Here is a 22,691-nt window from a genome sequence, read left to right on the forward strand (position 1 = left end):
ACATAAAGCTTCCCAAAACAGTCGACGGAAACCGGGGAGAGAACGCTTCAAAACGGTGATTGGGAGATATCCACATACCCGGATCGATCGTCGATTGCGCCCGGAGTCTTATAAATAACTGCCGGAGTACCGCCGTCACTCGCTGGCGGTGTACTCGCGATCGTACCCGAACGGGGTGTACGGCTTGCCGCCACCCTCGTAGAATTTGCCGAAGAACTCGACGTACTCGAGACGCACACCCTGAATGCCGGCGGCGGTAATGCCGAGCAGAAGCACGACGATGTGGCCGACGATGGCAACGAGAACGCCGGCAACGAGGCCGACGGCCGTCATGTCCGGACTCGTCGTCATTCCGCCAAAGACGAGGTCGTACGACTCGGGGTGGCCACGCACGTACTCGAGGTGCTCGGGCGTGAAGATGTAGTGGAACCCGCCGTCCTCGCCGACGTATGCGCCGAACGCAAGCAGGTTGACCGCGACGGCCATCCCGGCTTTCGCCAGCAGCACGGCCATCAGTCGGGCATAGGAGACGACGTTAACGATCGGCGAGAGGACCTCGACGAGTTCCGTCGGCTCGCCGATCCCGAGGAGGACCGCGCCCACGAGCGCCGCGGCCAGCCCGACGAATCCGACCGTCTGGGGGAGCCCCGCGAAGGGGATCCCAGTGACGACCGTTATCGACTCGAAGAGGAATCCGGGCTTCATTCCCTCGACGTGCGTCGAGAAGATCCAGGCCCAGATCCCGTTAAGCAGCAGCAGCCAGGAGCCGGCCTCGTAGACGGCGTGTTTGAGGCCGTGTCGCTGGCTCGTCCCAACGAATGCAAGCAGGTAGCCGACGTTGAGATGAAGCACGCCGAAGAGGACGCTGAACACGAGCCACGCAAGCGCGAACTCGGAAGCGCCCGGCGCGACGCCCTTCGAGAATGGCGTCGAGATCATGTGCTGGCCGAACAGGTCGCCACCGAACATGATGCCGAAAAGCACCGTCCAGAGACCGGCCCAGATCGCGATTGCACCCATGTCCTCGAGCGCGTCATCGAACTTCCAGTAGAGGGCGGCACCGATAGCGGCGTACAACACGCCGTATCCGACGTCGCCGATCATGAACCCGAACATCATGGGGAAGGTCAAAAAGACCAGAAGCGTCGGGTCGAACTCCATGTACTTCGGTCGACCGTAGCCCCGAACGAGGACTTCGAAGGGATTCGCGAGGAACCCGTTGTCCTGAACGACCGGGGGCTTGTCGTCGCTTACCTCGTGACCGCCGTCGGTAGCCGCTTCGTGGCCGTCGGCGTCATGAACGGCCTCGTTGTGGTGGCCGTCGGGAGTGAACTCCGCGCGCTCGAGTTCCTCGACGTCGGCGTGATCACCGACCGCGTCATCGAGGGCGGCCGCGAAGTCATCGTACGTCGGTGTCGGGATCCAGCCTTCGGCGACGAAGGCGTTGTCCGTCGTCGCGAACGACAGCGGCGCCTGCTTCTTTTCGGCCTCGATGGTGAGCTGTTCTTCGGCGCGCAACAGGAACCCGGCGGCGTCCTGCTTGACCGACTCGATCTCCGCTTCGACGTCCGCGAGTTCGGTCTCGAATTCGTCCCGCTCCGTCTCGAGTTCGCTCACGTAGTCCGCGGGGCTGGCGTCGGCGTCGGGGACCTCCAGAATGGCGATGTCGACGCCGACGAGAGCATCCTGTAACACGCCCTCCTCGGCATCCTCCTCCGGATACGCGAACGCCGCGACGACGCCGTTTCCGGAGAAGACCTCAAAGGCACGAACGTCCTCGGCAGTCGCGAGCGCATCCTCGACGGCGTCGGCCTTCGCTTCCCCCACGACGACTTCGAGTGAGTCGTATCCACGGAGAAGGTCGAGTTCGATCCCGAGTTCGGCGAACGGCTCCATCCGGTCGATCTCATCGTCGATCTCACGAACCCGATCGCGAAGCTCGTCACGCTCGTCGGTCAGCTCGTTGACGCGCTCGCGGACGGTCTCGAGTTCCGCCTGGAGTTCCGCGTCGTCGAGGACGCCCGTCGGCCCGGCGTCGCCGGGCTCGACCTCGAGGATGCTCCCGAGGGACCGAACGGTGACGAGCCGCTCGTTGACGTCCGCTGCACCCTCAAGCGACGATCCGGGCTCGAAGCCCTCGAAATCGTCCTCGTAGTCGGTGACGTGCAGCGAGTGGTGATCGTAGGCCGTCTCGATGACCTCGTCGATGACGCGTTTTGAACCCGTCACCGACACCTTGCTCATCCGCTCAGGCCTGAGCATTCACCGCCTCCTCGAACCGATCGATGGCGTATTCGACCGCCTCGTCGATGCGGTCCCGTGCCTCGGATTCGAGCGCTTCGCGGTCGGCACGCCCCTCGGCAATTATCTCTTCGCGCCGGGACTCGATCTCCTCGCGGGCGGCCTCGATCCGTTCCGTGGCTTCCTCCTCGGCCTCCTCCTCGGCCGTGGAGCGGATCTCTTCCGCACGCGTACGAGCCTCAGCGATGGTCTCCTCGGCGTCGGATTCCGCCTCGGCGACGATATCGTCCGCCTCGCGTTCGGCCTCCGTCACTCGTTCGAGCACCTCTGGTCTCGGCATACTCACTAATCGTTGGAGAATCCCACAGCGACGTATAAGGTGTTTGCGAAAGTCGACGGAACCGTTCGCGACGATCACGTCGATCGACGTCCGGGAGCGGAGAATTCGCCCCACTCTCGGGCCGGAGCCGTTCATCCTGGTCGGTCGGTGTCGGATTCTCGCGTAGATTTAAGTGGTCGGTGACGGTCCAACGACGTATGACAACGGTATATGCGGTCGCCTCGGCGAAGGGCGGCGTCGGGAAGACGACGACGACGGCGGCGGTTTCGACTCATCTCGCCGACGCGGGCGAGGACGTCGTGGTCATCGATGCCGACATCGGGATGGCGAACCTCGCCGGCGCCCTCGGGATCAACGCCGGCGAAACCACGATCCACGACGTCCTCGCCGGACGCGCCGAGCCGGAGGAAGCAGTTCATCCCGGCCCGAAGGGGATGCGGGTCCTGCCGGGCGAGACGGATCTCGACGCTTACGCGGAGGCGGATCCGGACGGCCTCCAGGATGTCATCGAGGCCTTCGATGATACGGACTACCTACTCGTCGACGCCGGCGCCGGACTCTCACACGACTCCGCGCTACCGCTTGGGATCGCAGACGAGACGCTACTCGTGTCGACCCCGGACCGGGAGGCACTCCGGGATACACGAAAGACCGGCGATCTGGCGGAACGGCTCGGGGGATCGGTCGCCGGGGCGGCGATCACCCGCGTCGATCCCGATGACCCGCCGGAGAACGACGGACCGATCGCGGAGCAAATCAGCGAGTCGATCCTCGGACGGATCCCGGAGGACGACGCCGTCCCGGCTGCCGTCAAGGCCGACAAACCGCTTTGCACGTTCGCCCCGACCGCACCGGCGACGCGGGCGTATCGTTCGCTGACGACCGAACTCACCGGCGTCGAGGTTCCGAAGCCGGATCCCGAAGCGCTCGAAACCGACGCGGAGGAGGATGAGGGGGAATCGGACGTGGCCGCGGCCGAGATAGGGGGAGACGCCGAAAACGAGGAACCCGGAGACGATACCGAGGGGGACGGCGGAGACGGAGAGGCGGAGACGGAACAGGAAGCCGGAATAGAGGAGAACACGGGGTCGATGACGGCACCGATTGCGGAGGCCGAACCGATGGGGAGCGACGGATCGACGGACGACCTCGACGGATCGGACGGCGCAGAGACACCGAGCGGCATCGACAAGTCCGATGATTCCGAAAAGACCGGTACGCCGGACGAGGAGCCGGAAAGCGTTCCGTTCCGAACGAATAGTTCGGAAGGCGACGAGGGAACGAACGATCCGGATCGGCGGGCACAATCGACTGGAGGGATAGAGGAGGCGGAAGAAATAGGGGAAGAAGAGAGATCGAACGCATCGGAGACGACGAATGACGGGTCTGAGAACGGAGAGGAACCGAAAGCGACGAGCGAGAACGAGAGGGGCAAATCTGAGAGTGATGAGAAGCCGAGAGCGGAGCCCGAGAGGGACGACGCGGAGAACGAAGGGGACGACGCGGAGAACGGCAAGACCGAACGAAAGGGTTTCTTCAGCCGACTGCTCGGTCGCTGACGCGTTGCCGATCGTCCAAGGCGAGTCTGGTGCAGACGAAAATCGGGAATTCGACGAATCGGTCGATCCGATCGGTCACATCGACTCGGGTGGTTCGACTCCGAGAACCGAAAGCGCGTTCGCAACAGTATGTTTCGACGCACACACGAGCGCGAGCCGGGCGTCACGTAGCTCGTCGGTCTCCGCCGTGAGCACGGGACACTCCCGGTAAAAGGAGTTGTAGGCGTCCGCGATCTTCCGGGTGTAGGTGGCGACGATGTGGGGCTTCAGCTCCGACGCTGCGTCCTCGATCACGGCAGGGAAGCGGGCGATCTCTCCGAGAAGATCGCGAGCCTCGGCCGTCTCGAGGACGTTCGCGTCGATCGCGCTCGCGTCCGCCGCACCCGCACTCGTTGCGTCCGCCCCGGGGATCGGGATGTCGGCAGCCGCCGCCTCCTCGAGGATACCGCAACATCGAGCGTGAACGTACTGAATGTAGGGAGCCGACTGCGCCTCGAAATCGAGCGCGCGGTCCCACTCGAAGGTGATCGCCTTTGCGGGCTGTTTGGAGACGACGTCATACCGCACCGCGCCGATACCGACCTGGTGGGCGATGCGCTCGACGTCCGCCTCGGTGAGCTCGTCGTCGCGGATGCGGTCGTCAAGCCGGGTCTCGACTTCCTCGCGGGCGCGATCGATCGCTTCGTCGAGGAGATCGTCGAGCATCACGCCGGTGCCGCGCCGCGTCGACATCTTGCCCTCGGGTAGGTTCACGTACGAGTAAATGACGTTCTCGAGTCGAGAGACGTCGTTGTCGAGGATCTCCAGAGTGGCGTTGAGCTGGTCGGCCTGCAGTTTGTGGTCCTCGCCGAGGACGGTGACCGCGCGGTCGTACTCCTCGAGTTTCCACTCGTGGTGAGCCAGATCGCGAGTGGTGTACAGTGAGGTCCCGTCCGAGCGGAGGAACACGAGGTTCTTGTCGATTCCCCACTCGTCCAGTTCCAGTTGCCAGGCGTCCTCCTCGTAGACGGCGTGATCGTCCGCCTGAAGTCGGTCCGCGATCGCATCGGTCGAGCCGTCGCGCATGAACCGCGTCTCCTTGACGAACTCGTCGAAGTCCGCCGGCAGACGCGCAAGACACTCCTGCATCCCGGAGAGGACCTGGTCCACGACCGTTTGGACGCGCTCGTAGGTCTCCTCGTTGCCTGCCTCGAGACCCTGCAGGATCGACTGGATTTCGTCTTCGGCCGCCTCGACGTCCTCGGGGTCGGCCTCCTCAAGGTAGCTGTTGCCCTTGCGGTAATAGCGCACGAGGTCGTACTCGATGCGGTTGCGAGCGGGCGGGTCCTCGAGATCGGTTTCATCGAAGGTCTCGTAGGCCCAGGTGAACACGGCCATCTGGCGGCCCGCGTCGTTGACGTAGTAGTGACGATCGACGTCGTAACCGGCCATATCGAGGACGTTCGCGACGGCATCGCCGATGATGGGATTTCGAGCGCGTCCGACGTGGATCGGGCCCGTTGGATTCGCGCTCGTGTGTTCGACGACGACGGACGTGTCGCGGTCCTCGAGAGCGCCGTAATCCTCATCGATCCCTGAAGCGAGAGTGTCGTCCAGATACGCTTCCGTCGTCTCGAAGTTAAGATACGGACCGGCGACCGTCACGTCGGAGAGATACTCGAAGTCGGCGTCGTCGATCACCGCTGCAACGGCCTCGGCGATCTCCGCCGCCACCTGCGGCGGGGCGGCGCCGAGTTCGCCCGCGAGTCGAAAGGACGCGCTGGAGGCCAGGATCGCGTCCATCTCCTCGGGCGGTTCCTCGATGCCGAGATCGTCGGTCGGGAGATCGAGGTTCGCCAGCGCGTCGGCGAGCGCGGTCTCGACCTCCGACCGGAACTGTCGGAACATGCCCGCCCGTTCAAGGGCCGTCTAAAAGGCCCTTGCGAAGCGGCGCGTCGGACGATGGAGACGTCGCGACCGACGCGTCTTTGTACCGCGGGATGCTGTTCGAATACGACGCGAGGCTGATTTGAACGGGGGTCCAGAACGGATCGAATCAGGTCGAGATGGTCGCCTGAATCACGTTCGATGTCGTTCCAATTTTGAGATCTGTTCCGCATTCGTTATACTTTTATCAGGACGGAACGAATCCGATCGTGTATGCCAGAGACGGCAACGGCGACGATGGGGACGGGGCCGGACGAGATCGCGGCGCTCAAAGCGGTCGCGCTCGCCGGCGGGCTCCAGGAGACGAAAGTGTCGTGTGCGGCTCTCGGTGAGGACCTCGACGCGTCGGCACAGACCGCCTCCAGACGGCTCCAGCGTCTCGAAGAGGCCGGTCTGATCGACCGCGATGTCGTCGGTGACGGCCAGTGGGTATCGGTCACCGAGGCCGGCGAATCGAGGCTTCGTGGCGAGTACGCGGACTATCGACGTCTCTTCGAGAACGAGACCGATCTCACGCTGGAGGGCGTCATCACGAGCGGGATGGGCGAGGGACGCCACTACATCACGCTGGAGGGGTACATGGAACAGTTCCGAACTCGGCTCGGGTACGAGCCCTTCCCCGGAACGCTCAACATCGAACTCGACGAGACGAGCGTTCGAAAGCGCGGCGAGCTCGTCGGTATCGAGGCGATCGACATCGACGAGTGGGCGGACGAGGACCGAACCTACGGTGCTGCGACCTGTTACGGCGTCAGGGTCATCGCCGATCCGGGCACGGCGGAAGAACACGAGTACGAGGGCGCACACGTGATCGTCCCGGATCGAACCCACCACGACGACTCGCAACTCGAGGTCATCGCGCCCGAGAAGCTCCGGGATGCGCTCGGCCTCGTTGACGACGAAACGGTACGCCTCCACGTCGAGCCGACGAGCCGTGCGGATCGTCGAGCTCCGGAGGCCGATCGCTGATGCGTGCGAACCCGAACACGGACGTCGAGTCGGTTCTCGACGCCTTCCGAGCCGGCGATCCGGTGTGTGTCCACGACTTCGCCGATCGGGAGGGCGAAACCGACATCATCTACCCCGCATCCGCGGTCACCCCGGCAGCCGTCTCGCAAATGCGAAATGACGCCGGGGGACTCGTCTGCGTCGCGGTCGGCCATCAGGTGGCCGAAGCGTTCGATCTGCCGTTTCTGGCCGAGGCGCTCGACCATCCCGCGATCGACGACAATCCGGCCTACGACGATCGATCGTCGTTCTCGCTGCCGGTGAACCATCACGAGACGTTCACGGGGATCACGGACGTCGATCGCGCGCGGACGATCACCGAATTGGGCAACGCGGCAGCGGCCGTCAAGCGCGATCCGGATGCATACACCGCCGAGGATTTCGCATCCGAGTTCCACACACCCGGACACGTCCATCTCCTCCGGGGCGCCGCCGACGGATTACGCGACCGGACCGGCCACACGGAGTTTGCGCTCGCACTCGCCGAAGCGACCGGCACACCCCCCGCCGCCGTCGTCTGTGAGATGCTCGACGACGAGACCGGGGCAGCCCTGACACCCGCGGACGCGAAATCATACGCGGACCGGCAGGAGATTCCGTACGTTGAAGGCGAGACGCTCCTCGATGCCCTCATATAGCCGGGATTCGACCGCCCCTCGGGGCGACCATCTCGTCCGGACGCGAATTCCCCCTCATTTATCACCGACGACGACGACCGGGGACGTATGAGCTTCGAGGAGATGGACGTCGACACCATCTGGAAGAACGGCGAGTTCGTCGATTGGGAGGACGCGACGACCCACGTCCTCACCCACGCGCTCCACTACGGAACGGGCGTCTTCGAGGGCGTCCGATGTTACGATACCGAGAACGGGCCCGCGATCTTTCGGTGGGAAGAGCATCTCGATCGACTCTTCGATTCGGCAAAACTGTACGATCTGGAGATCGATCACTCGCGTGCGGAGCTGACCGAGGCGACCCTGGATCTGCTCCGACGTCAGGATCTCGAGAGCGGCTACATCCGACCGATCGCGTACTACGGATATCATTCGCTCGGCGTCTCGCCGAAGGACTGCCCGACGGACGTGGCGATCGCCGCCTGGCCGTGGGGGACCTACCTCGGCGAGGAGGCACTGAACGAGGGCGTCGACGTGATGGTCTCCTCCTGGCGCAAGCACGCATCCTCACAGATCCCGACGAACGTGAAGACGACGGGACTGTACGTCAACTCGATGCTCGCCGGCGAGGAGGCCCGTCGAAACGGCTACGTGGAGGCGATCGTCCTGAACAAGGAGGGCAACGTCGCGGAGGGTCCAGGCGAGAACATCTTTCTCGTCGACGACGGGGAGATATACACCACCGGACGCGCCCAGTCGATCCTGGAGGGGATCACCCGCGATACCGTCATCACGCTGGCGCGCGAGCGCGGCTACACGGTCCACGACGAGGCGGTGCTCTCCCGGGGACAACTGTACACCGCCGACGAGCTCTTTTTCACCGGCTCGGCCGCCGAAGTCACGCCGATCCGCTCGGTCGACGACACCCAGATCGGAGCCGGTACGCGCGGGCCGGTGACCGAGGAGATTCAGGACGCGTTCTTCGAACTCGTCGAGCGCCAGAGCGACGAGCACGACGACTGGTTCACCTACCTGGAGTGAGGCCGGGGCGCGGGGAGTTCACTCCGCGTCGACCCGATCGTCGCCCCGATCGACGGCCTCCGCGATCGTCTGCTCTTCGACGGGGATCTGGTGGGCGGACTCGGCGAATCCCGCCGAGAGGATCCTGGTCATCGCCTCCTCGACCGTCTCTTCAGTATCGGTGACGCGTTCGGGTTCGACCTCGATGACGTAGCCGGAGGTGATGTTCGGCGCCGTGGGCATGAACAACACGAGCCTGCCGTCGCGGGTCTTCTTGCCGGTCTTGAACGCGGTCATCCGGATCCCCTTCCAGGTCTCGAGGTGGACCGGTTTTTGTAGCTCGTCGGTCCCGGAGAGGGCAGTCTCGACGGCGAGTTTCGAGGCGTTGTAGACGACCCGAAGTGCCGGAATGTGGTTGATCGCGTCGTCGAGACGGGCCTCCATGAACCGTCCAAGCGTCGTTCGCATGAAGTATCCGACCGCGAGGACGAGCGTGGTGAACAGTGCGAGCGCGATGAGCACGCGATACAGGGGGAGGGCCGGCTCGACGAGCCACTCGGGTTCGAGAGTGTCGATGAGCGGGATCGCGACGATTTGTCGGTAGATCCACCCGACGACGAGCAGCAGCACGATGAGCGGCACGAGAACGATGAGTCCGCTTGCAAAGTCGCGTTTCCACGTGGACATCCGATGTAGGGACATGTGGTGGCCGCGCATATAAGGATACAGACCCGGCGAGGACCCCCGTGGCCCGGTTCGAGGCCGAATCCGACCGATCGAGTCGAAACACGTCGGCGCCCGAGCGTGAGAAACCACCGCAACCGACGTCTCACCCGCGACGAAGCGGTCGCGATCGACGGGACCATTCGATCGAGAGTTCGAACCGCCGGCCGATCACCGTTGGGAGATCGACCGGTGAGACATCACAGAAGCTAACACGGCCACCCGTCTCCGATCGGTATGATCGGATCACTCGTTGCGACGGCCCTGTGGGCCATGCTACCGGCGTACGTTCCGAACAACGTCGCGGTGCTGGCCGGCGGGGGACGACCGATCGACGGCGGTCGAACCTGGAACGGAAAGCGGGTGCTTGGCGACGGGAAGACCTGGCGAGGCACGGCGGCGGGAACGCTTGCCGGCGTTCTGCTCGCGGTCGGGCTGAACGCAGTCAATGGTTCCGTATCGGCGGCGATCGGCGTCGAGTTGCCGACCTTTCCGTACCATGCCGCGTTCGCGCTCGCGTTCGGCGCGATGTGTGGCGACATCGCGGCGTCGTTTCTCAAACGACGATCGGGCCGCGAGCGTGGAGCATCGTTTCCGGGACTTGATCAGCTTGATTTCGTCGTCGCCGCACTCGTCTTTACGCGCGTGATCGCCCCGGACTGGTTCGGCGAGTGGTTCACACTCGGAGTGATCGCGGTCGTACTCGTTATCACCCCCGTGTTACACGTGGGCACGAACGTGATCGCGTTCGCGATCGGCGTGAAAAACGAGCCCTGGTGAACTGCCTCGGGATCGACCCGGTGACAGCTGCCCCACCATTCGGTGAATCGCTTCGGGCGAGCTAGGGAGAGTACCTTTGTACTCGTCACGGAGAGCTGGCTAGCCGCGCTGGTCACCGGTCGGGAGTGGTGGCACGGGGTCATGCTGTTCGACTGCGTCGGGGTCGTCCCAGTTGTGGCGCTACTATTCGACGACGGATCGGACGTCCCGGGAGGTTTCTCCGGTGACGTCCCGGAACGGCCCTACGGCGAGACCCCGTACAGTTCGCCGTATTTCGACTCGACGTACTCCGTGAAGGCGGCCGCAGAGAGGGACTCGCCGGTCGCGAGCCGCACCAGTTCGTCGGTCTCGTAGCGTGCACCGTGTCGGTGAACGTTCTCGTGAAGCCACTCGTGGAGAGCGTCGAACTCGCCGTCGGCGATCCGCGCCTCGAGATCGGGCCCGTCCCGGTCGTCGATGTCGCGTTCGGCCGCCGCGAACAACTGGGCGGCCATGACGGAGCCGAGCGAGTAGGTCGGGAAGTATCCGAAGTTGCCGTGACTCCAGTGGACGTCCTGGAGACACCCCTCGGCGTCCGTCTCGGGGCGGATCCCCAGATACCGTTCGTACTTGTCGTTCCACACCTCCGGGACGTCCTCGACCGCGAGGTGGCCACGAACGAGGTCGCGTTCGATCTCGAAGCGGACGAGAATATGCAGGTGGTAGGTGAGTTCGTCGGCCTGGACGCGGATGAGGTTGTTCGGATGGACCTGGTTGACCGCCTCGTAGGCGTCCTCGACGGTCGCGTCCTCCGTGCCCGGGAAGAACTCCTGAAACGTCGGCAGGAACTGCTCCCAGAAGGCACGACTGCGTCCGACGTGGTTCTCCCAGAGCCGCGACTGGGACTCATGCACCGACAGATCGCGCGACTCGCCGAGCGGGGTGCCAAAGTGATTCTGCGGCAGCCCGAGAGTGTATCGCGCGTGGCCGAACTCGTGGATCGTGGATCCGACCGCTGAAAGCGGATCGGAGTCGTCGAAGCGGGTCGTAACCCGGCAGTCGAACTGGTTGCCCGCAGTGAACGGATGGGCGGAAATGTCGAGGCGACCGCGTTCGAAGTCGTATCCAAGCAGGTCGAGGGCCTCCCGCGCGAGTGTCTCCTGTTTGTCCTCCGGGAAGGACCCCTCGAAGGTGTTAACCGCGAGATCGGCCTCCGATCCCCGGATCGCATCGATCAGGGGAACGAGCGTTCCGCGGAGTTCCTCAAGGATCGTCTCCGCCTGTTCGATCGGGAGATATGGCTCGTATTCCTCGAAGAGCACCGTGTAGGGGTCGCGATCGGGATCGATGTGCTCGGCGTACTCGCGTTTGAGTTCGACGAGTCGTTCGAGATGGGGCGCAAACGACGCGAAGTCGTCCGCAGCCCTCGCCTGCTCCCAGACCGCGAGCGCCTCCGAGGAGGCCTCGGAGATCTCCTCGACGAGGTCGCGGGGCACCGAATCCGCGCGCTCGTACGTGCGTCGGATCTCACGGACGGCTGACGCCTGCTCGTCGGAGAGTCCCGCATTCGCGCTCGGTTCCGACCGCTCGTCGATCTCGTCGAGGAGGTCACCGGTCTTCTCGGCAGTGAGCAGGTCGTGTTCGAGCGAGGAGAGGGCGGAGAGCTGCTTCGAGCGAGCGGGCGTGCCCCCCTCAGGCATCATCACCTGTTGGTCCCACGAGAGCACGCCGGAGGCACTCGAGACGGCGCTCCACCGGCGGGAACGGTCGAGTAGCGCCTCGTAGGCGTCCTCGAGACTCCGATCGTGATCGGGGCGTTCGGACGGATCGGTTTCCATACCCGAGATACCACCGCCGGGCTAAAGAACGCCGCGCCTTGACCGTGGTCGGAATCGGCGACCGGCTGGGAGAGAAGCCTGCGATCGGGCGGGGTATCCCCCACGTTCGGTTCACTGCGTTAGGAACGATCGGCCTCGCGCTCACGGAGCACGTGTTCGGCGAACTCCCGTCCGGCGAGCGCGCGATAGATCCCGCGGCATCGATCGAGGACGTCGATCGAGACGCTTTCGGTTTCCGTGTGCGCCTCTCCGGGTTCGGCAGGACCACAGACCACACAGGCGGTCCCGGCGGACGCCAGCCAGCCCGCGTCGGTCGCATGTGGCTTGGTGACGCGTTCGGGAGTGCCGGCGTCCGGGTCTTGCTCGTGGACCGCGCGCGCGGCGGCGATCGCGGCGTCGGCGAACGACTCGTTCGAACACGCCATCGGCGGGAGGTCCCCGTCGACCCTCCATTCGACGCCGTCGATCGTTTCGACGCGCTCGAGTGGCGTGCGGTCGTTCGGAACGGTCCGCTCGTCGACCGTGACGGTACACCGGTCGGGAATCACGTTCATGGCCGTTCCGCCCTCGATCTCGGTGACGGTGATCGAGCCAGCAAGCCGCTTGCCGAGGACCGTCGCCCCGGGTGCAGGAAGGTCACGAACGACGTCGACGGCATCACAGGCACGGTAGACGGCGTTCTCGCCGGCGTCGATCTCGGAGGCGTGTGCGGACTCGCCCGACGCAACGATCGTCGAACCACGACGCCCTCGGTGGGCCACGGCGACGTCCGTGACGGCGGTCGTCGGCCGATCGTCGGGAGCCGAATAGCCGGTCGATCCCTCGGCGACCACGGCGAACTCGGGAGCGAATCCGCGGTCGATCGCGGCTCTGGCCCCGATACCGCCGTGTTCCTCCTCCACGAAGGACGCGAGGACGAGTTCGAGATCGTCGTGGATCTCGGCGTCGCGAAACGCGAACAGGCAGGCGGCCAGCGCGCCCTTCATATCCGCGACCCCTCGACCGTAGAGCCGCCCGTCGCGCTCCTCGATCACGTACTCGCCCGTGTCCGTCGTCTGTCGATCGGCCGGCGGAACGACGTCGTGGTGGCCGACGAGAGCGAGGGCGGTCGAGCCGCCAGGGTTTCGCCGCGCGATCACGTTGCCGTCCGGATCCCGTTCGACGGCCGCGTCCGTCTCGGATCGGAGCCACGATTCGACTGCATCGCCCGCGGCGGTCTCATCCTCGTGGCTCGCGATTCCGACCAACCGGCGTGTGAGATCGAGGAGTTCGCGATCGCTCATGCACGAAACTGGAAGCGCGATCGGGTAAAAGGGAGGGGCTCGATCGAGGATCGAGCACGGAACCGATCGCCGTCCTGTGATCGAGCGGGCTTCAGCTACGGTCGAGCGTACTTCCCCACGGGTGAACGTACTTCCCCCCAGTCGAACGCGCTTTGCCACCCCCCAGTCGAACGCACATCCCCACGGTCGAACACGCTTATACCGTTCCCGCCCGCAGATATTGTATGAACGTTGTACCGGACACCAGTTCGGTCATCGACGGCCGCGTGTCCGAGCGTGTTGAGGAGGGGTCCTACGAGGGAGCGACGGTCCTCGTACCCGAGGCGGTGGTCGGCGAACTGGAGGCGCAGGCCAACGACGGCCACGAGTCCGGCTGGGACGGCCTCTCGGAGCTCCAGCGGCTCGCCGAATTCGCCGACGAGGGAACGATCGAGCTGTCCTACGTGGGTCGGCGGCCGGGGGCCGCCGAGAGAGGGGCCGCAAGCGAGGGGGACGTCGACGCCATCATCCGCGACGTCGCAGACGAGCACGAGGCGACGCTTTTGACGAGCGACATCGTGCAATCGGAGGTCGCTCGGGCAAAGGGGATCACCGTCGAGTACGTCGAACCGGTGACCCGCGGCGTCGTCGAGGACCTTCCGATCGCGGAGTACTTCACCGAGGAGACGATGTCGGTCCACCTGAAGTCGGGGACGAAGCCGAAGGCCAAACGCGGAACCCTCGGCGAGATGCGCTATGTGATCATCGAGGAGGAGCAAACGAGCGACGAGCAGATGAACGAGTGGGCGACCGCGATCGTCAATCTCGCGCGCGGGTCGAACGAGGGGTTCGTCGAACTCTCCGACGAGGGCATGGACATCGTCCAGTACCGCAATTACCGGATCGCGGTCGCGAGGCCGCCGTTCGCCGACGGGATCGAGATCACGGCCGTTCGACCGATCGCGAAGACGACGCTCGACGATTACGAGTCGGCCGACGAATTGCGCGAGCGGTTCCTCGAACGAAAACGCGGCGTGCTCATCTCCGGATCGCCGGGAGCCGGCAAGTCGACGTTCGCGCAGGCAGTCGCGGAGTTCCTCAACGACAACGATTACGCGGTCAAGACGATGGAGAAGCCGCGAGATCTGCAGGTCGGCCCGGAGATCACCCAGTACGGCGCGCTCGGCGGTGACATGGCGAACACCGCCGACTCGTTGCTGCTGGTTCGGCCGGACTACACGATCTACGATGAGGTGCGCAAAACCGCCGACTTCGAGGTGTTCTCGGACATGCGAATGGCCGGCGTTGGAATGGTCGGCGTCGTTCACGCCTCACGGGCGATCGACGCGCTCCAGCGGCTCGTCGGCCGCGTCGAGCTCGGGATGATCCCGCAGATCGTCGATACGGTCATCTACATCGAGGCCGGCGAGGTTCACACCGTCTACAACGTCAACACGGAGGTGAAGGTCCCCGAAGGGCTCACCGCGGAGGACCTCGCGCGCCCCGTCATCCGGGTTAGCGACTTCGAGACCGGCCGGGCCGACTACGAGATATACACGTTCAACCGTCAGGTCGTGACGGTCCCGATCGGGGACGAGGACGGGGGGGCCGAAAGTGGCGTGTCACGGATCGCGAAAAAGGAGATCGAACGCGAGATCCGATCCGTCGCTCGGGGACACGTCGACGTGGAACTGCAGGGACGCGAGACGGCGATCGTCTACGTCGAGGAGGACGACATCTCCTACGTCATCGGGAAAGGTGGCGGCCGTATCTCCGAGATCGAAGACCGGCTGGGGATCAGTATCGACGTCCGGACCCACTCGGAGCGACCGAACCACTCCGGCGGGTCGGGTACCGCAGCCGGCGCAAGCAGTTCCGGACAGGCGGGGAGTGCGGAGCCGGAACCGGTCGGCGAGGGCGACCGCGGATCGGTCGTCGAACCCGAAATCACCTCCCGACACGTCGTCATTCCCGTCGAGGAGGGAGTCGGGGAAACCATCGAAGTACGGGCGGGCGACGAATATCTCTTCACTGCGACCGTTGGTCGTGGTGGCGAGATACAGGTGTCCCGCGGGTCCGCGATCGCGGAGGAACTGGAGGACGCGATCGATCGCAAACGACCGATCACGGTCGTTCCGGCTCGCGGATAGGTTCGACGACCCCACCTAGACGGAATCAACCGTCCATATCGGTTGAGAGGCGAACGACGTCGTATCCATATTCGACGATCGTCGTTACACAACCCGTCCAAACGACAACGCTTTTTTTCGGGTGGATGGAAGGCCTTGCATATGTCAAGCGAGCTAAAGAGGGGTTTGGAAGGCGTTCTCGTCGCCGAATCCGAGCTAAGCTACATCGATGGGAGCGTCGGAAAGCTCGTCTACCGTGGGTACACCATTGAGGACCTGGCACAGGAGGCAAGCTACGAGGAGGTGCTGTATCTGCTCTGGCACGGTGAGCTTCCGACCAGGGAGGAGCTCGCGGAGTTCGAAGCACGTCTCGCCGAGGAGCGTCGCGTCGACGACGACATACTCGAGACGATAGAGACCCTCGCCGCGGCCGATGAAGATCCGATGGCCGCGCTTCGAACCGCAGTATCGATGCTTTCGGCCTACGAGCCGGAGTCGGAGGCCGAACCGGACGACCTCGATGCGACGCTCCGGAAAGGTCGTCGAATCACGGCGAAGATCCCGACGATCCTCGCCGCATTCGATCGGTTCCGCCAGGGGAACGAGCCGATCGAGCCGGACGAGACGCTGGGCTACGCCGGTAACTTCCTGTACATGCTCACCGGCGTCGAACCCGACGCGGTCGCGGAGGAGACCTTCGATATGGCCTTGACGCTTCACGCCGACCACGGTCTCAACGCCTCGACGTTCACGGCGATGGTGATCGGCTCGACGATGGCCGACATCTACTCCGCGGTTACGGGCGGCATCGGCGCACTGTCGGGGCCACTTCACGGCGGCGCCAACGAGGACGTCATGCGGACGCTCCAGGAGATCGAGGACTCAAGCAAGGATCCCGTCGAATGGGCTCGGGACGCCCGAGAGGAAGGACGACGGATCCCCGGATTCGGCCACCGTGTCTACGAGGTCAAGGACCCACGTGCGACGATCCTCGAGGAGAAACTGCACGACCTGTCGGAATCGAACGGCGACGACACGTGGCTCGAGTACACGACCGCGATCGAGGGCTATCTCGAGGAGGAGGGACTCACCGAAAAGGGAATCGCGCCAAACGTCGATTTCTACTCCGGGTCCGTCTACGACCATCTCGGGATCCCGATGGACATGTTCACCCCCATCTTCGCGATGGCGCGTGCCGGGGGCTGGATCGCCCACGTGCTGGAGTACCAGGACGAGAATCGTCTGATTCGACCGCGCGCGCGCTACACGGGACCCGAGGACGCGGAGTTCGTCCCGATCGACGAGCGGTGACGCTCGGAACGTCGCGGCAAGGATCGCAGGGCGCTACAGGAACAGGCGGTAGTAATACGGACTGAAGAATCCCTCTATCAGCCCCGCGATGAAAAGCAGGAGTCCGACGCCGACGAGTACCCGAACGGCATGGACGAGGTCCGCAGCGAGCGCCTTTCTGGAGGCTCGTCCACGCCAGGTCCGCCAGCCGGACCGGCCGAGGTGGAGCCCGAGCGCGCCAGCGATGATCAGGGCTGGAAGCTCGAGGATCCCGTGGGGAACCACGAACGCGAGGAGTTCCGCGAAGTCCGCCTCAAGCCGGAAGTAGATCCCGAAGATGAACCCGTTGAACCAGAGTGCGGCCACCGCCGGGATCGCGAGGACGACGCCGGCGAGGGCCGTCCCGAGCGCGACCGTCCAGTTGTTCGCGAAGAACTCCAGTGCGGCGGTCGGTGGAACGTGTCCGGTAAGCCGGTCCGCGATCGACGTCGTCACGACGCCCGTGAGCGGTTCGGCGGCGACCCAACCGGTTGCGAATCCGATGACGGCGACGAATATCGCGATCGCGTGGAGCCCGGGCGTGGCCCGCGGGAACTCGAGCAGCTCCGACCATCCCCGCCGGAGGCCGTCGCGGACTGCGATCAAAAGCGAACGGTCAAGCGAGAGATCCCGATCGGGAGCCGAACCGACCGTGTCCGGCCGGATAGCCCCCCGCCAGCGGCCGAGGAGATCGGTTTTAAGCAGATCGAGGCCGGGTGCGAGCAGGAGCAGACTCACGAGTCCGACCACGCTTGGAGCCCCGAGGAACGAGGAGACGCCGGCGGCCGATGCCAACGCGAACAGCGCCGCGATGGCGATCGCATAATACCCGATCGCTTCCGCGGGATTCGATCGGATGAATCCCATCGCGCCGGCCACACCGTCGAGTGCGCCGACGTCGTCGACGATGACCGAGACGGGGGCAAACGTGAAGACCGCCCGAGCGCCGACCACGATGATCGTCCACGCGAGAAACGCCGCCAGTCCGATGACTGCGCCGAGGATCGGATGGATCGCGGCCGCGATCGCAACCGCGATGGCGGCGACGAGCGTCGCCGCGATCCAGACGGCCACCTCGATAACGGCGAGGGCAAGGATCGAAAACCAATGTGATCGAACGCCGCCGATCCCTGCACGGGTTCCCGGCTCCTCGCACAACCGCGCGAAACAGACCGCATACTGGCCCGCAGCGACCCCGGCGTGGAGGAGCACGGCGACCAGGATCGCGACGAGGAACGTGAGCAGGAGGAGCACGCCGACGACGGGATCGAAGAGTGGTTCGAGGAGGGTACCGATCTCAGTCGCCCAGCGGCCGAAGGCTTCCGGATCGGCCTCGGGGTCCGGCATCGCGGGCAGATCGCGTTCCGTGAGCGCGGTTCGAATCCGCGCGAGCCGGCCGGTAACCGAGAGATACGCGTAGATCGCGGCGAACCCGGCAAGGGAGACGGTCCTCGTGATGACGGGGATCGCGGCGGTGAGCACGTAGAACGGGAGGAGGTCGGCAGGACGTCGACGAAAGACGGCGGCTGCGTCCCGAAAGGCAGTTGACAGGTCCATATCGGAGGATACACGACTGGGTATATAAAACACGGCGGAGCAAACGACATCGAAATCGATCGGACGCCCGTCAGACGCCCTCGATCGGTCGCCGCAGTCCTGCGATTACACTTTCACTCCGCCAGCCGCACCTTTTTATGACCGGGACTGCTGGATTTAGATGCACGTCACACGCGTGCATTCCCCCTTTCCCCATTTTCCTTGAGCCCCAAGCAGCGCGTGTTCACAACCAAAAGGACTGAAAGCGAACGATATTCCGAGTGAAATGGGGTAGAAGGGAAGAGACTGAAGACGGAACGGGTGAGATCGGAGATGGCAATAGGGATACTGGGGACGAAGCTGGGAAGATCGGAGACGGAACGGCGGAACCAAAACGATTAGCGCCCGGGGCGAAGAGATACTGGTATGTTGTCGCTTGGGGACGTACGTGCCGCCAGAGAGCGGATAGATCCGGTGGTACGGCGGACGCCGCTCGAACGGTCGCGGACGTTCTCGGAGATGGCTGGCGCGGATGTCCACCTCAAACTGGAGACGTTCCAACGAACGGGCGCGTTCAAGATCCGCGGCGCGATGAACCGGATCGCAACGCTCTCGGCGGCCGAACAGGAGGCCGGCGTGGTCACGGCGAGTGCCGGCAACCACGCGCAGGGGGTGGCATTGGCGGCGACCCGCTCGGGCGTCGACTCGACCATCGTGATGCCCGAACACGCCCCGGTCTCGAAGGTGAAAGCCACCAGAGGATACGGCGGTCGGGTCGTTCTGGAGGGAGTCGACTACGAGGAGGCCCAGGCACACGCTCACGAGATCGAACGGCGCGAGGGACGGACCTACGTCCACGCGTTCGACGACGAGGCAGTGATGGCCGGCCAGGGAACGATCGGCCTCGAGATCGTCGAGGACTGCCCGGAGGTCGAGACGGTCGTGGTCCCGATCGGCGGCGGCGGACTCATTGCCGGCATCGCGACAGCGATCACGACGCAACTCGACGACGTTCGCGTCGTCGGCGTGCAGGCGGAAGGGGCCGACTCGGCCGCCCGATCGCTCGAACTCGGCCGCGTCGAGACGATAGACAGCGTGGACACGATCGCCGACGGGATCGCGACGCGGTCGGTCGGCGATCGGACCTTCGAGATACTCGAAAAGCGCGTCGACGAGGTGGTCACGGTCTCCGACCGGGAGATCGCTCACGCGCTCACGTTGCTTCTGGAGCGGTCGAAGACACTGGTCGAGGGTGCGGGCGCGGTGCCGCTTGCGGCGGTGCTCGCGGAGGCGTTCGAGTACGAGACGGACGAGACGATCGTGGCGGTGCTTAGTGGCGGAAACATCGACATGAACCGGCTGACGACCGTGATCATGCGCGGGCTCATCGAGATGGGACGGTATCTGAAGGTCAAGATGGTGCTCAAGGATCGTCCGGGCGAACTGGAGACGATCGCCCGCATCGTCGCCGATCACGGGGCAAACGTCTACGCGGTCCACCACGACCGAACCTCCCGAGACGTCGCCGTCAACGCGGCGGAACTGGAGGTCGAAATGGAGACGCACGACGATGACCACGCCGCAGAGATCGTTGCGAGCCTCGAGGAGCACGGCTACGAGGTCGAGATCCTCGCGTAAGGCGACGACGAGATCCGAATCGGCGATCGAAGCCATCGATCGTGTATTTAAGTGATCGCGCAACGGAGCGGGGTATATGAAGGAGATCATCGAGACGGACGCGGCGCCGGCGGCGGTCGGGGCCTACAGCCAGGCGACGGCAAACGGGGATCTCGTTTTCACCGCGGGACAGATACCGATGACGCCGGACGGCGAGTTGCTCGCGGATGCCGACATTGACGTCCAGACCGAGCGTGCCCTCGACAACCTCGTTGCCGTGCTGGCGGAAGCAGGGACAACCCCAAGCGACGTCTGCAAGGTGACCGTCTTCCTCGCGGACATCGACGACTTCGAGGAGATGAACCGGACGTACGCGGACTACTTCGACGAGGAGCCGCCGGCACGCTCGGCCGTCCAGGCGGGGGCGCTGCCGAAGGGCGTCGGGGTGGAGATCGAGGCGATCGCGGTTCGCGAATAGATGTCTGCGGGCGGCAAGACGCCATCGGACGGATCGGCATCCGAGGATCCACCGCAGAAGGATCTCGAGACCGACCGCCGCGCCATCGCGGCAACCCCCCGAGCCCGTGCCAAATCGGCCCTCCTCTGGGGGGCGATCGGGACGCTCACGTTTCTCGTCGGCCTGCAAGGATACCTGCTCGTCGGGGCAGGTGAACTCCCGATTAGCTACGCGTTCGCCGTCGTGATCGCCTGCGGCGTCGGCGGGATCGCTGCCGTGATCGTCTACCTGACGGAGCACCGCCTGGGGGCGAAAAGAAGGGTTTAACAGTCGCACCAAAGTAGGTTCTCGTGAGCCGGGATGGCCGAGTGGCAAGGCGCACGCCTGGAAAGCGTGTTCCCTCACGGGATCGAGGGTTCAAATCCCTCTCCCGGCGTCAACTCAAACCCTTACAATCCCACAGATAAGCCCGGATAGCGGAGCCTCTGTCAATTACTCTGGAGGTGTTGCGGCGTGAGCCGGTTCTGCGAGCGCTGTGGGACTCGGATGCGGACGGGAACGCCGAAACTCGGGACGATCCCGACGACCTATTGCCCGGACTGTGACGGGGGGAGGTTCGAATGACCGGACCGACGTCGGTCGTACCCCTCGATTTCCATTCGAATCGGGATTCGGGCTCAGCAAGTTGGGAACACGCGGATCCAACCGCGGCGCTGATCGAGCGCGTCGCGTGGAACCATTGGCGGGTCACGCTGCCGGGCTCCGAGAACACCTACGAGGTCCGCCTCGAGCATGACCACGGCGCGTTCGTCGGCAAATGTGAGGTTCTCGACGGCGACGATCGCAAGCAGTGCCCGGCACGCAAGTACAACAATCCTGACGAGCCGTGCGCCCACCTGTGTACGATTCGGAAGGCCGCGTTCGTCGAGATCTCCGACGTCCAAGGCGAGCCGGTCACCGTCTTCGAGACCGACGACGTCGCCGCGCAGGTAGTGCGCACTCCATGTCGAGATCGGGTAGTGTGCGGGATGGACGCTCCCTCATTAGTCAGTACCACCCGCCAGGGCCACCGGGAGGGTAATGGTAACGATACTGCCCCGGGGCTCGTTTTCGTCGAATGCCAGCGAGCCGCCTGAGCTCTCCACGATTATTTTCACGAGCCACAGCCCCAAGCCCGTGCCGTGATACAACGGTTCGATTTCGGCATCCTCCGTGATAATCTTCCGCTCCATTTCCGTAATCCCCGGCCCGTCATCGGCGATCCGGACGACCACAGCGTCGTCGCGGTCCTCGACGGTCACCTCGATCGATGGTTCTGTCTGATCAGAGTGACTGACGGCATTGGTCAGGAGTTCCGTTAGCGCACGATTGATCGACTTTATCGCCCGGACCTGCCGATCGGCGGCGCCCTCGACCGTGATATGGGCCTCCGGATACTGCTCTCGGGTAGCCGTGACAGTGGCGTCGATGACCGTCCCGAGATCGAGCGACTCGAGCGACTGCTCGTCCACAAGAACGTCCGTGATCTCGCGTTCCTTATCGACGGTCGTGAGGAGCTTTTCGCTTGTCTCGATGATTCTCTCGGCCATCTCCGCGCCATCGCCCTCGCTAGTTACCTGGATAGTCTCGGCATTGCCTTTGATGACGTTCATGTCGTTGTGGAGGTTGTGGCGGAGTACGCGATCCATGACCTTCAGTTGGGTTAGGCTCGTTTTCAGGTCCGCTTCGAGTGCTTTCCGGTCGCTAATGTCTGTCTGGATGGCGACGAAGCCGTCAATCTTATCGTCGGCCTTGATTGGCGAAATGGTCTGGTGAGCTACGTACTGTTCACCATTCTTCCGCTGGTCGATCACTTCCCCTTTCCAAACGTTGCCGTCCAACAACGTACTCCACATGTCTTCGTACAAGTCGTCAGACATTTCACCAGATTTCAGAATCCGTGGATGGCTGCCAACAGCCTCGTTGGCCGAATACCCCGTGATTGACTCGAACGCCGGGTTGACGTATTCGATGGTCCCGTCACGATCCGTGAAATACACGGCGTGACCGGCCGCGTCGGCCGCTTGTCGAAAGCGCTGGAGTTCGTGTTCCCGTCGCTTACGGTCGGTGATATCCCGGGCAATCCCGACGATTTGAGTAACCTCGTCATCAACGATGATTGGCGCGAGTTTCGTCTGCCAAATAATCCGGCCATCCGGCATCAAGAGTTCTTCCTCGTAGGTGATGGGTTCGCGGGCATTCACACAGCGTCGATAGTTCGCTTCGACTTCCGCGCCGGTCTTATCACCGAGCGCTTCCCGGGGTGTCTTTCCCCGAATATGCTTACTAAT

Annotated in this window: 19 protein-coding genes and 1 tRNA gene; 12 read left to right on the forward strand and 8 right to left on the reverse strand. The window is 64.2% G+C overall.

Annotated elements, in window-relative coordinates:
* Positions 1 to 135: 135 nt before the first annotated feature.
* Together ACERIT_RS01560 and ahaH are read right to left on the reverse strand one after the other, a co-directional pair.
* Complete coding sequence (locus tag ACERIT_RS01560; RefSeq protein ID WP_373673035.1) at positions 136 to 2,262, reverse strand: V-type ATP synthase subunit I; 2,127 nt, start codon at positions 2,260 to 2,262, stop codon at positions 136 to 138.
* Entirely contained in the window at positions 2,249 to 2,581 is a 333-nt protein-coding gene (gene ahaH, locus ACERIT_RS01565; RefSeq protein WP_373673036.1) for an ATP synthase archaeal subunit H, read from the reverse strand. The genes ACERIT_RS01560 and ahaH overlap by 14 nt, the downstream gene beginning before the upstream one ends.
* Positions 2,582 to 2,778: 197 nt before the next feature.
* Between ahaH and ACERIT_RS01570 the strand changes: the two genes are divergently transcribed.
* Positions 2,779 to 4,140, forward strand: a complete 1,362-nt coding sequence (locus ACERIT_RS01570) for a P-loop NTPase (RefSeq protein ID WP_373673037.1) — start codon at positions 2,779 to 2,781, stop codon at positions 4,138 to 4,140.
* Between the two features lie 75 nt (positions 4,141 to 4,215).
* Here the strand turns inward: ACERIT_RS01570 and argS are convergent, their stop codons facing one another.
* Positions 4,216 to 6,027: an arginine--tRNA ligase gene (argS, locus tag ACERIT_RS01575; protein ID WP_373673038.1), complete on the reverse strand. Its 1,812-nt coding sequence runs from the start codon at positions 6,025 to 6,027 to the stop codon at positions 4,216 to 4,218.
* 252 nt (positions 6,028 to 6,279) lie between these two features.
* On the opposite strand from argS, the gene ACERIT_RS01580 reads away from it, so the two are divergent.
* The 3 genes from ACERIT_RS01580 (at position 6,280) to ACERIT_RS01590 (ending at position 8,732) form a co-directional block, all read left to right on the forward strand.
* Positions 6,280 to 7,035 carry a DUF120 domain-containing protein gene (locus ACERIT_RS01580; RefSeq protein ID WP_373673039.1) on the forward strand — a complete coding sequence of 252 codons (756 nt, stop codon included), beginning with the start codon at positions 6,280 to 6,282 and terminating at the stop codon, positions 7,033 to 7,035.
* A complete protein-coding gene (gene ribB, locus ACERIT_RS01585) occupies positions 7,035 to 7,712 on the forward strand; it encodes a 3,4-dihydroxy-2-butanone-4-phosphate synthase (protein WP_373673040.1) in 678 nt (225 codons plus the stop codon). Before ACERIT_RS01580 ends, ribB begins: the two co-directional genes overlap by 1 nt.
* A gap of 87 nt (positions 7,713 to 7,799) precedes the next feature.
* Positions 7,800 to 8,732, forward strand: coding sequence for a branched-chain amino acid transaminase (locus tag ACERIT_RS01590; RefSeq protein ID WP_373673041.1), 933 nt, complete (start codon positions 7,800 to 7,802; stop codon positions 8,730 to 8,732).
* An 18-nt stretch (positions 8,733 to 8,750) separates the two neighbouring features.
* Here the strand turns inward: ACERIT_RS01590 and ACERIT_RS01595 are convergent, their stop codons facing one another.
* Positions 8,751 to 9,398 carry a DUF502 domain-containing protein gene (locus ACERIT_RS01595; RefSeq protein WP_373673043.1) on the reverse strand — a complete coding sequence of 216 codons (648 nt, stop codon included), beginning with the start codon at positions 9,396 to 9,398 and terminating at the stop codon, positions 8,751 to 8,753.
* Positions 9,399 to 9,671: 273 nt separating this feature from the next.
* Between ACERIT_RS01595 and ACERIT_RS01600 the strand changes: the two genes are divergently transcribed.
* Positions 9,672 to 10,214: a CDP-2,3-bis-(O-geranylgeranyl)-sn-glycerol synthase gene (locus ACERIT_RS01600; protein ID WP_373673044.1), complete on the forward strand. Its 543-nt coding sequence runs from the start codon at positions 9,672 to 9,674 to the stop codon at positions 10,212 to 10,214.
* Between the two features lie 242 nt (positions 10,215 to 10,456).
* Here ACERIT_RS01600 and ACERIT_RS01605 read toward each other — a convergent pair whose 3' ends face one another.
* A complete protein-coding gene (locus ACERIT_RS01605) occupies positions 10,457 to 12,031 on the reverse strand; it encodes a carboxypeptidase M32 (RefSeq protein WP_373673045.1) in 1,575 nt (524 codons plus the stop codon).
* A 119-nt stretch (positions 12,032 to 12,150) separates the two neighbouring features.
* On the reverse strand, positions 12,151 to 13,314 hold the full coding sequence (locus ACERIT_RS01610) for a M20 family metallopeptidase (protein ID WP_373673046.1): 1,164 nt from the start codon (positions 13,312 to 13,314) through the stop codon (positions 12,151 to 12,153).
* A gap of 224 nt (positions 13,315 to 13,538) precedes the next feature.
* Between ACERIT_RS01610 and ACERIT_RS01615 the strand changes: the two genes are divergently transcribed.
* Positions 13,539 to 15,443 (forward strand): PINc/VapC family ATPase, encoded by a 1,905-nt coding sequence (locus ACERIT_RS01615; RefSeq protein WP_373673047.1) that lies wholly within the window; start codon positions 13,539 to 13,541, stop codon positions 15,441 to 15,443.
* Between the two features lie 141 nt (positions 15,444 to 15,584).
* Complete coding sequence (gene citZ, locus ACERIT_RS01620) at positions 15,585 to 16,733, forward strand: citrate synthase (RefSeq protein WP_373673049.1); 1,149 nt, start codon at positions 15,585 to 15,587, stop codon at positions 16,731 to 16,733.
* Positions 16,734 to 16,766: 33 nt separating this feature from the next.
* On the opposite strand, the gene ACERIT_RS01625 is transcribed toward citZ, so the two are convergent.
* The gene (locus tag ACERIT_RS01625; RefSeq protein WP_373673050.1) at positions 16,767 to 18,308 is read right to left on the reverse strand and encodes a stage II sporulation protein M; all 1,542 of its coding nucleotides are present in this window, start codon (positions 18,306 to 18,308) and stop codon (positions 16,767 to 16,769) included.
* A 405-nt stretch (positions 18,309 to 18,713) separates the two neighbouring features.
* On the opposite strand from ACERIT_RS01625, the gene ilvA reads away from it, so the two are divergent.
* The 5 genes from ilvA to ACERIT_RS01650 all read left to right on the forward strand — a co-directional run bounded on the left by ilvA (position 18,714) and on the right by ACERIT_RS01650 (position 21,497).
* The gene (gene ilvA, locus ACERIT_RS01630) at positions 18,714 to 19,925 is read left to right on the forward strand and encodes a threonine ammonia-lyase (RefSeq protein ID WP_373673052.1); all 1,212 of its coding nucleotides are present in this window, start codon (positions 18,714 to 18,716) and stop codon (positions 19,923 to 19,925) included.
* Positions 19,926 to 20,001: 76 nt separating this feature from the next.
* Positions 20,002 to 20,382 carry a Rid family detoxifying hydrolase gene (locus ACERIT_RS01635; RefSeq protein ID WP_373673054.1) on the forward strand — a complete coding sequence of 127 codons (381 nt, stop codon included), beginning with the start codon at positions 20,002 to 20,004 and terminating at the stop codon, positions 20,380 to 20,382.
* The gene (locus tag ACERIT_RS01640; protein ID WP_373673055.1) at positions 20,383 to 20,688 is read left to right on the forward strand and encodes a hypothetical protein; all 306 of its coding nucleotides are present in this window, start codon (positions 20,383 to 20,385) and stop codon (positions 20,686 to 20,688) included. It abuts the gene before it with no gap.
* Between the two features lie 27 nt (positions 20,689 to 20,715).
* Positions 20,716 to 20,797: transfer RNA gene (locus ACERIT_RS01645), tRNA-Ser, on the forward strand.
* A gap of 184 nt (positions 20,798 to 20,981) precedes the next feature.
* Positions 20,982 to 21,497 (forward strand): hypothetical protein, encoded by a 516-nt coding sequence (locus ACERIT_RS01650; protein ID WP_373673056.1) that lies wholly within the window; start codon positions 20,982 to 20,984, stop codon positions 21,495 to 21,497.
* Here the strand turns inward: ACERIT_RS01650 and ACERIT_RS01655 are convergent.
* Positions 21,405 to 22,691, reverse strand: a 1,287-nt coding sequence (locus ACERIT_RS01655; RefSeq protein ID WP_373673057.1) for a PAS domain S-box protein, incomplete at its 5' end; no start/stop codon positions are given. The two genes, ACERIT_RS01650 and ACERIT_RS01655, sit on opposite strands and share 93 nt — an antisense overlap.

This window comes from Halopenitus sp. H-Gu1 (assembly GCF_041821145.1).
GTDB lineage: Archaea > Halobacteriota > Halobacteria > Halobacteriales > Haloferacaceae > Halopenitus.

Bases quoted from the DNA above. Each gene is read 5' to 3' on its own strand.
- ACERIT_RS01560 (WP_373673035.1), bottom strand. From the start codon at position 2,262: ATGCTCAGGCCTGAGCGGATGAGCAAGGTGTCGGTGACGGGTTCAAAA.
- ahaH (WP_373673036.1), bottom strand. From the start codon at position 2,581: ATGCCGAGACCAGAGGTGCTCGAACGAGTGACGGAGGCCGAACGCGAG.
- ACERIT_RS01570 (WP_373673037.1), top strand. From the start codon at position 2,779: ATGACAACGGTATATGCGGTCGCCTCGGCGAAGGGCGGCGTCGGGAAG.
- argS (WP_373673038.1), bottom strand. From the start codon at position 6,027: ATGTTCCGACAGTTCCGGTCGGAGGTCGAGACCGCGCTCGCCGACGCG.
- ACERIT_RS01580 (WP_373673039.1), top strand. From the start codon at position 6,280: ATGCCAGAGACGGCAACGGCGACGATGGGGACGGGGCCGGACGAGATC.
- ribB (WP_373673040.1), top strand. From the start codon at position 7,035: ATGCGTGCGAACCCGAACACGGACGTCGAGTCGGTTCTCGACGCCTTC.
- ACERIT_RS01590 (WP_373673041.1), top strand. From the start codon at position 7,800: ATGAGCTTCGAGGAGATGGACGTCGACACCATCTGGAAGAACGGCGAG.
- ACERIT_RS01595 (WP_373673043.1), bottom strand. From the start codon at position 9,398: ATGTCCACGTGGAAACGCGACTTTGCAAGCGGACTCATCGTTCTCGTG.
- ACERIT_RS01600 (WP_373673044.1), top strand. From the start codon at position 9,672: ATGATCGGATCACTCGTTGCGACGGCCCTGTGGGCCATGCTACCGGCG.
- ACERIT_RS01605 (WP_373673045.1), bottom strand. From the start codon at position 12,031: ATGGAAACCGATCCGTCCGAACGCCCCGATCACGATCGGAGTCTCGAG.
- ACERIT_RS01610 (WP_373673046.1), bottom strand. From the start codon at position 13,314: ATGAGCGATCGCGAACTCCTCGATCTCACACGCCGGTTGGTCGGAATC.
- ACERIT_RS01615 (WP_373673047.1), top strand. From the start codon at position 13,539: ATGAACGTTGTACCGGACACCAGTTCGGTCATCGACGGCCGCGTGTCC.
- citZ (WP_373673049.1), top strand. From the start codon at position 15,585: ATGTCAAGCGAGCTAAAGAGGGGTTTGGAAGGCGTTCTCGTCGCCGAA.
- ACERIT_RS01625 (WP_373673050.1), bottom strand. From the start codon at position 18,308: ATGGACCTGTCAACTGCCTTTCGGGACGCAGCCGCCGTCTTTCGTCGA.
- ilvA (WP_373673052.1), top strand. From the start codon at position 18,714: ATGTTGTCGCTTGGGGACGTACGTGCCGCCAGAGAGCGGATAGATCCG.
- ACERIT_RS01635 (WP_373673054.1), top strand. From the start codon at position 20,002: ATGAAGGAGATCATCGAGACGGACGCGGCGCCGGCGGCGGTCGGGGCC.
- ACERIT_RS01640 (WP_373673055.1), top strand. From the start codon at position 20,383: ATGTCTGCGGGCGGCAAGACGCCATCGGACGGATCGGCATCCGAGGAT.
- ACERIT_RS01650 (WP_373673056.1), top strand. From the start codon at position 20,982: ATGACCGGACCGACGTCGGTCGTACCCCTCGATTTCCATTCGAATCGG.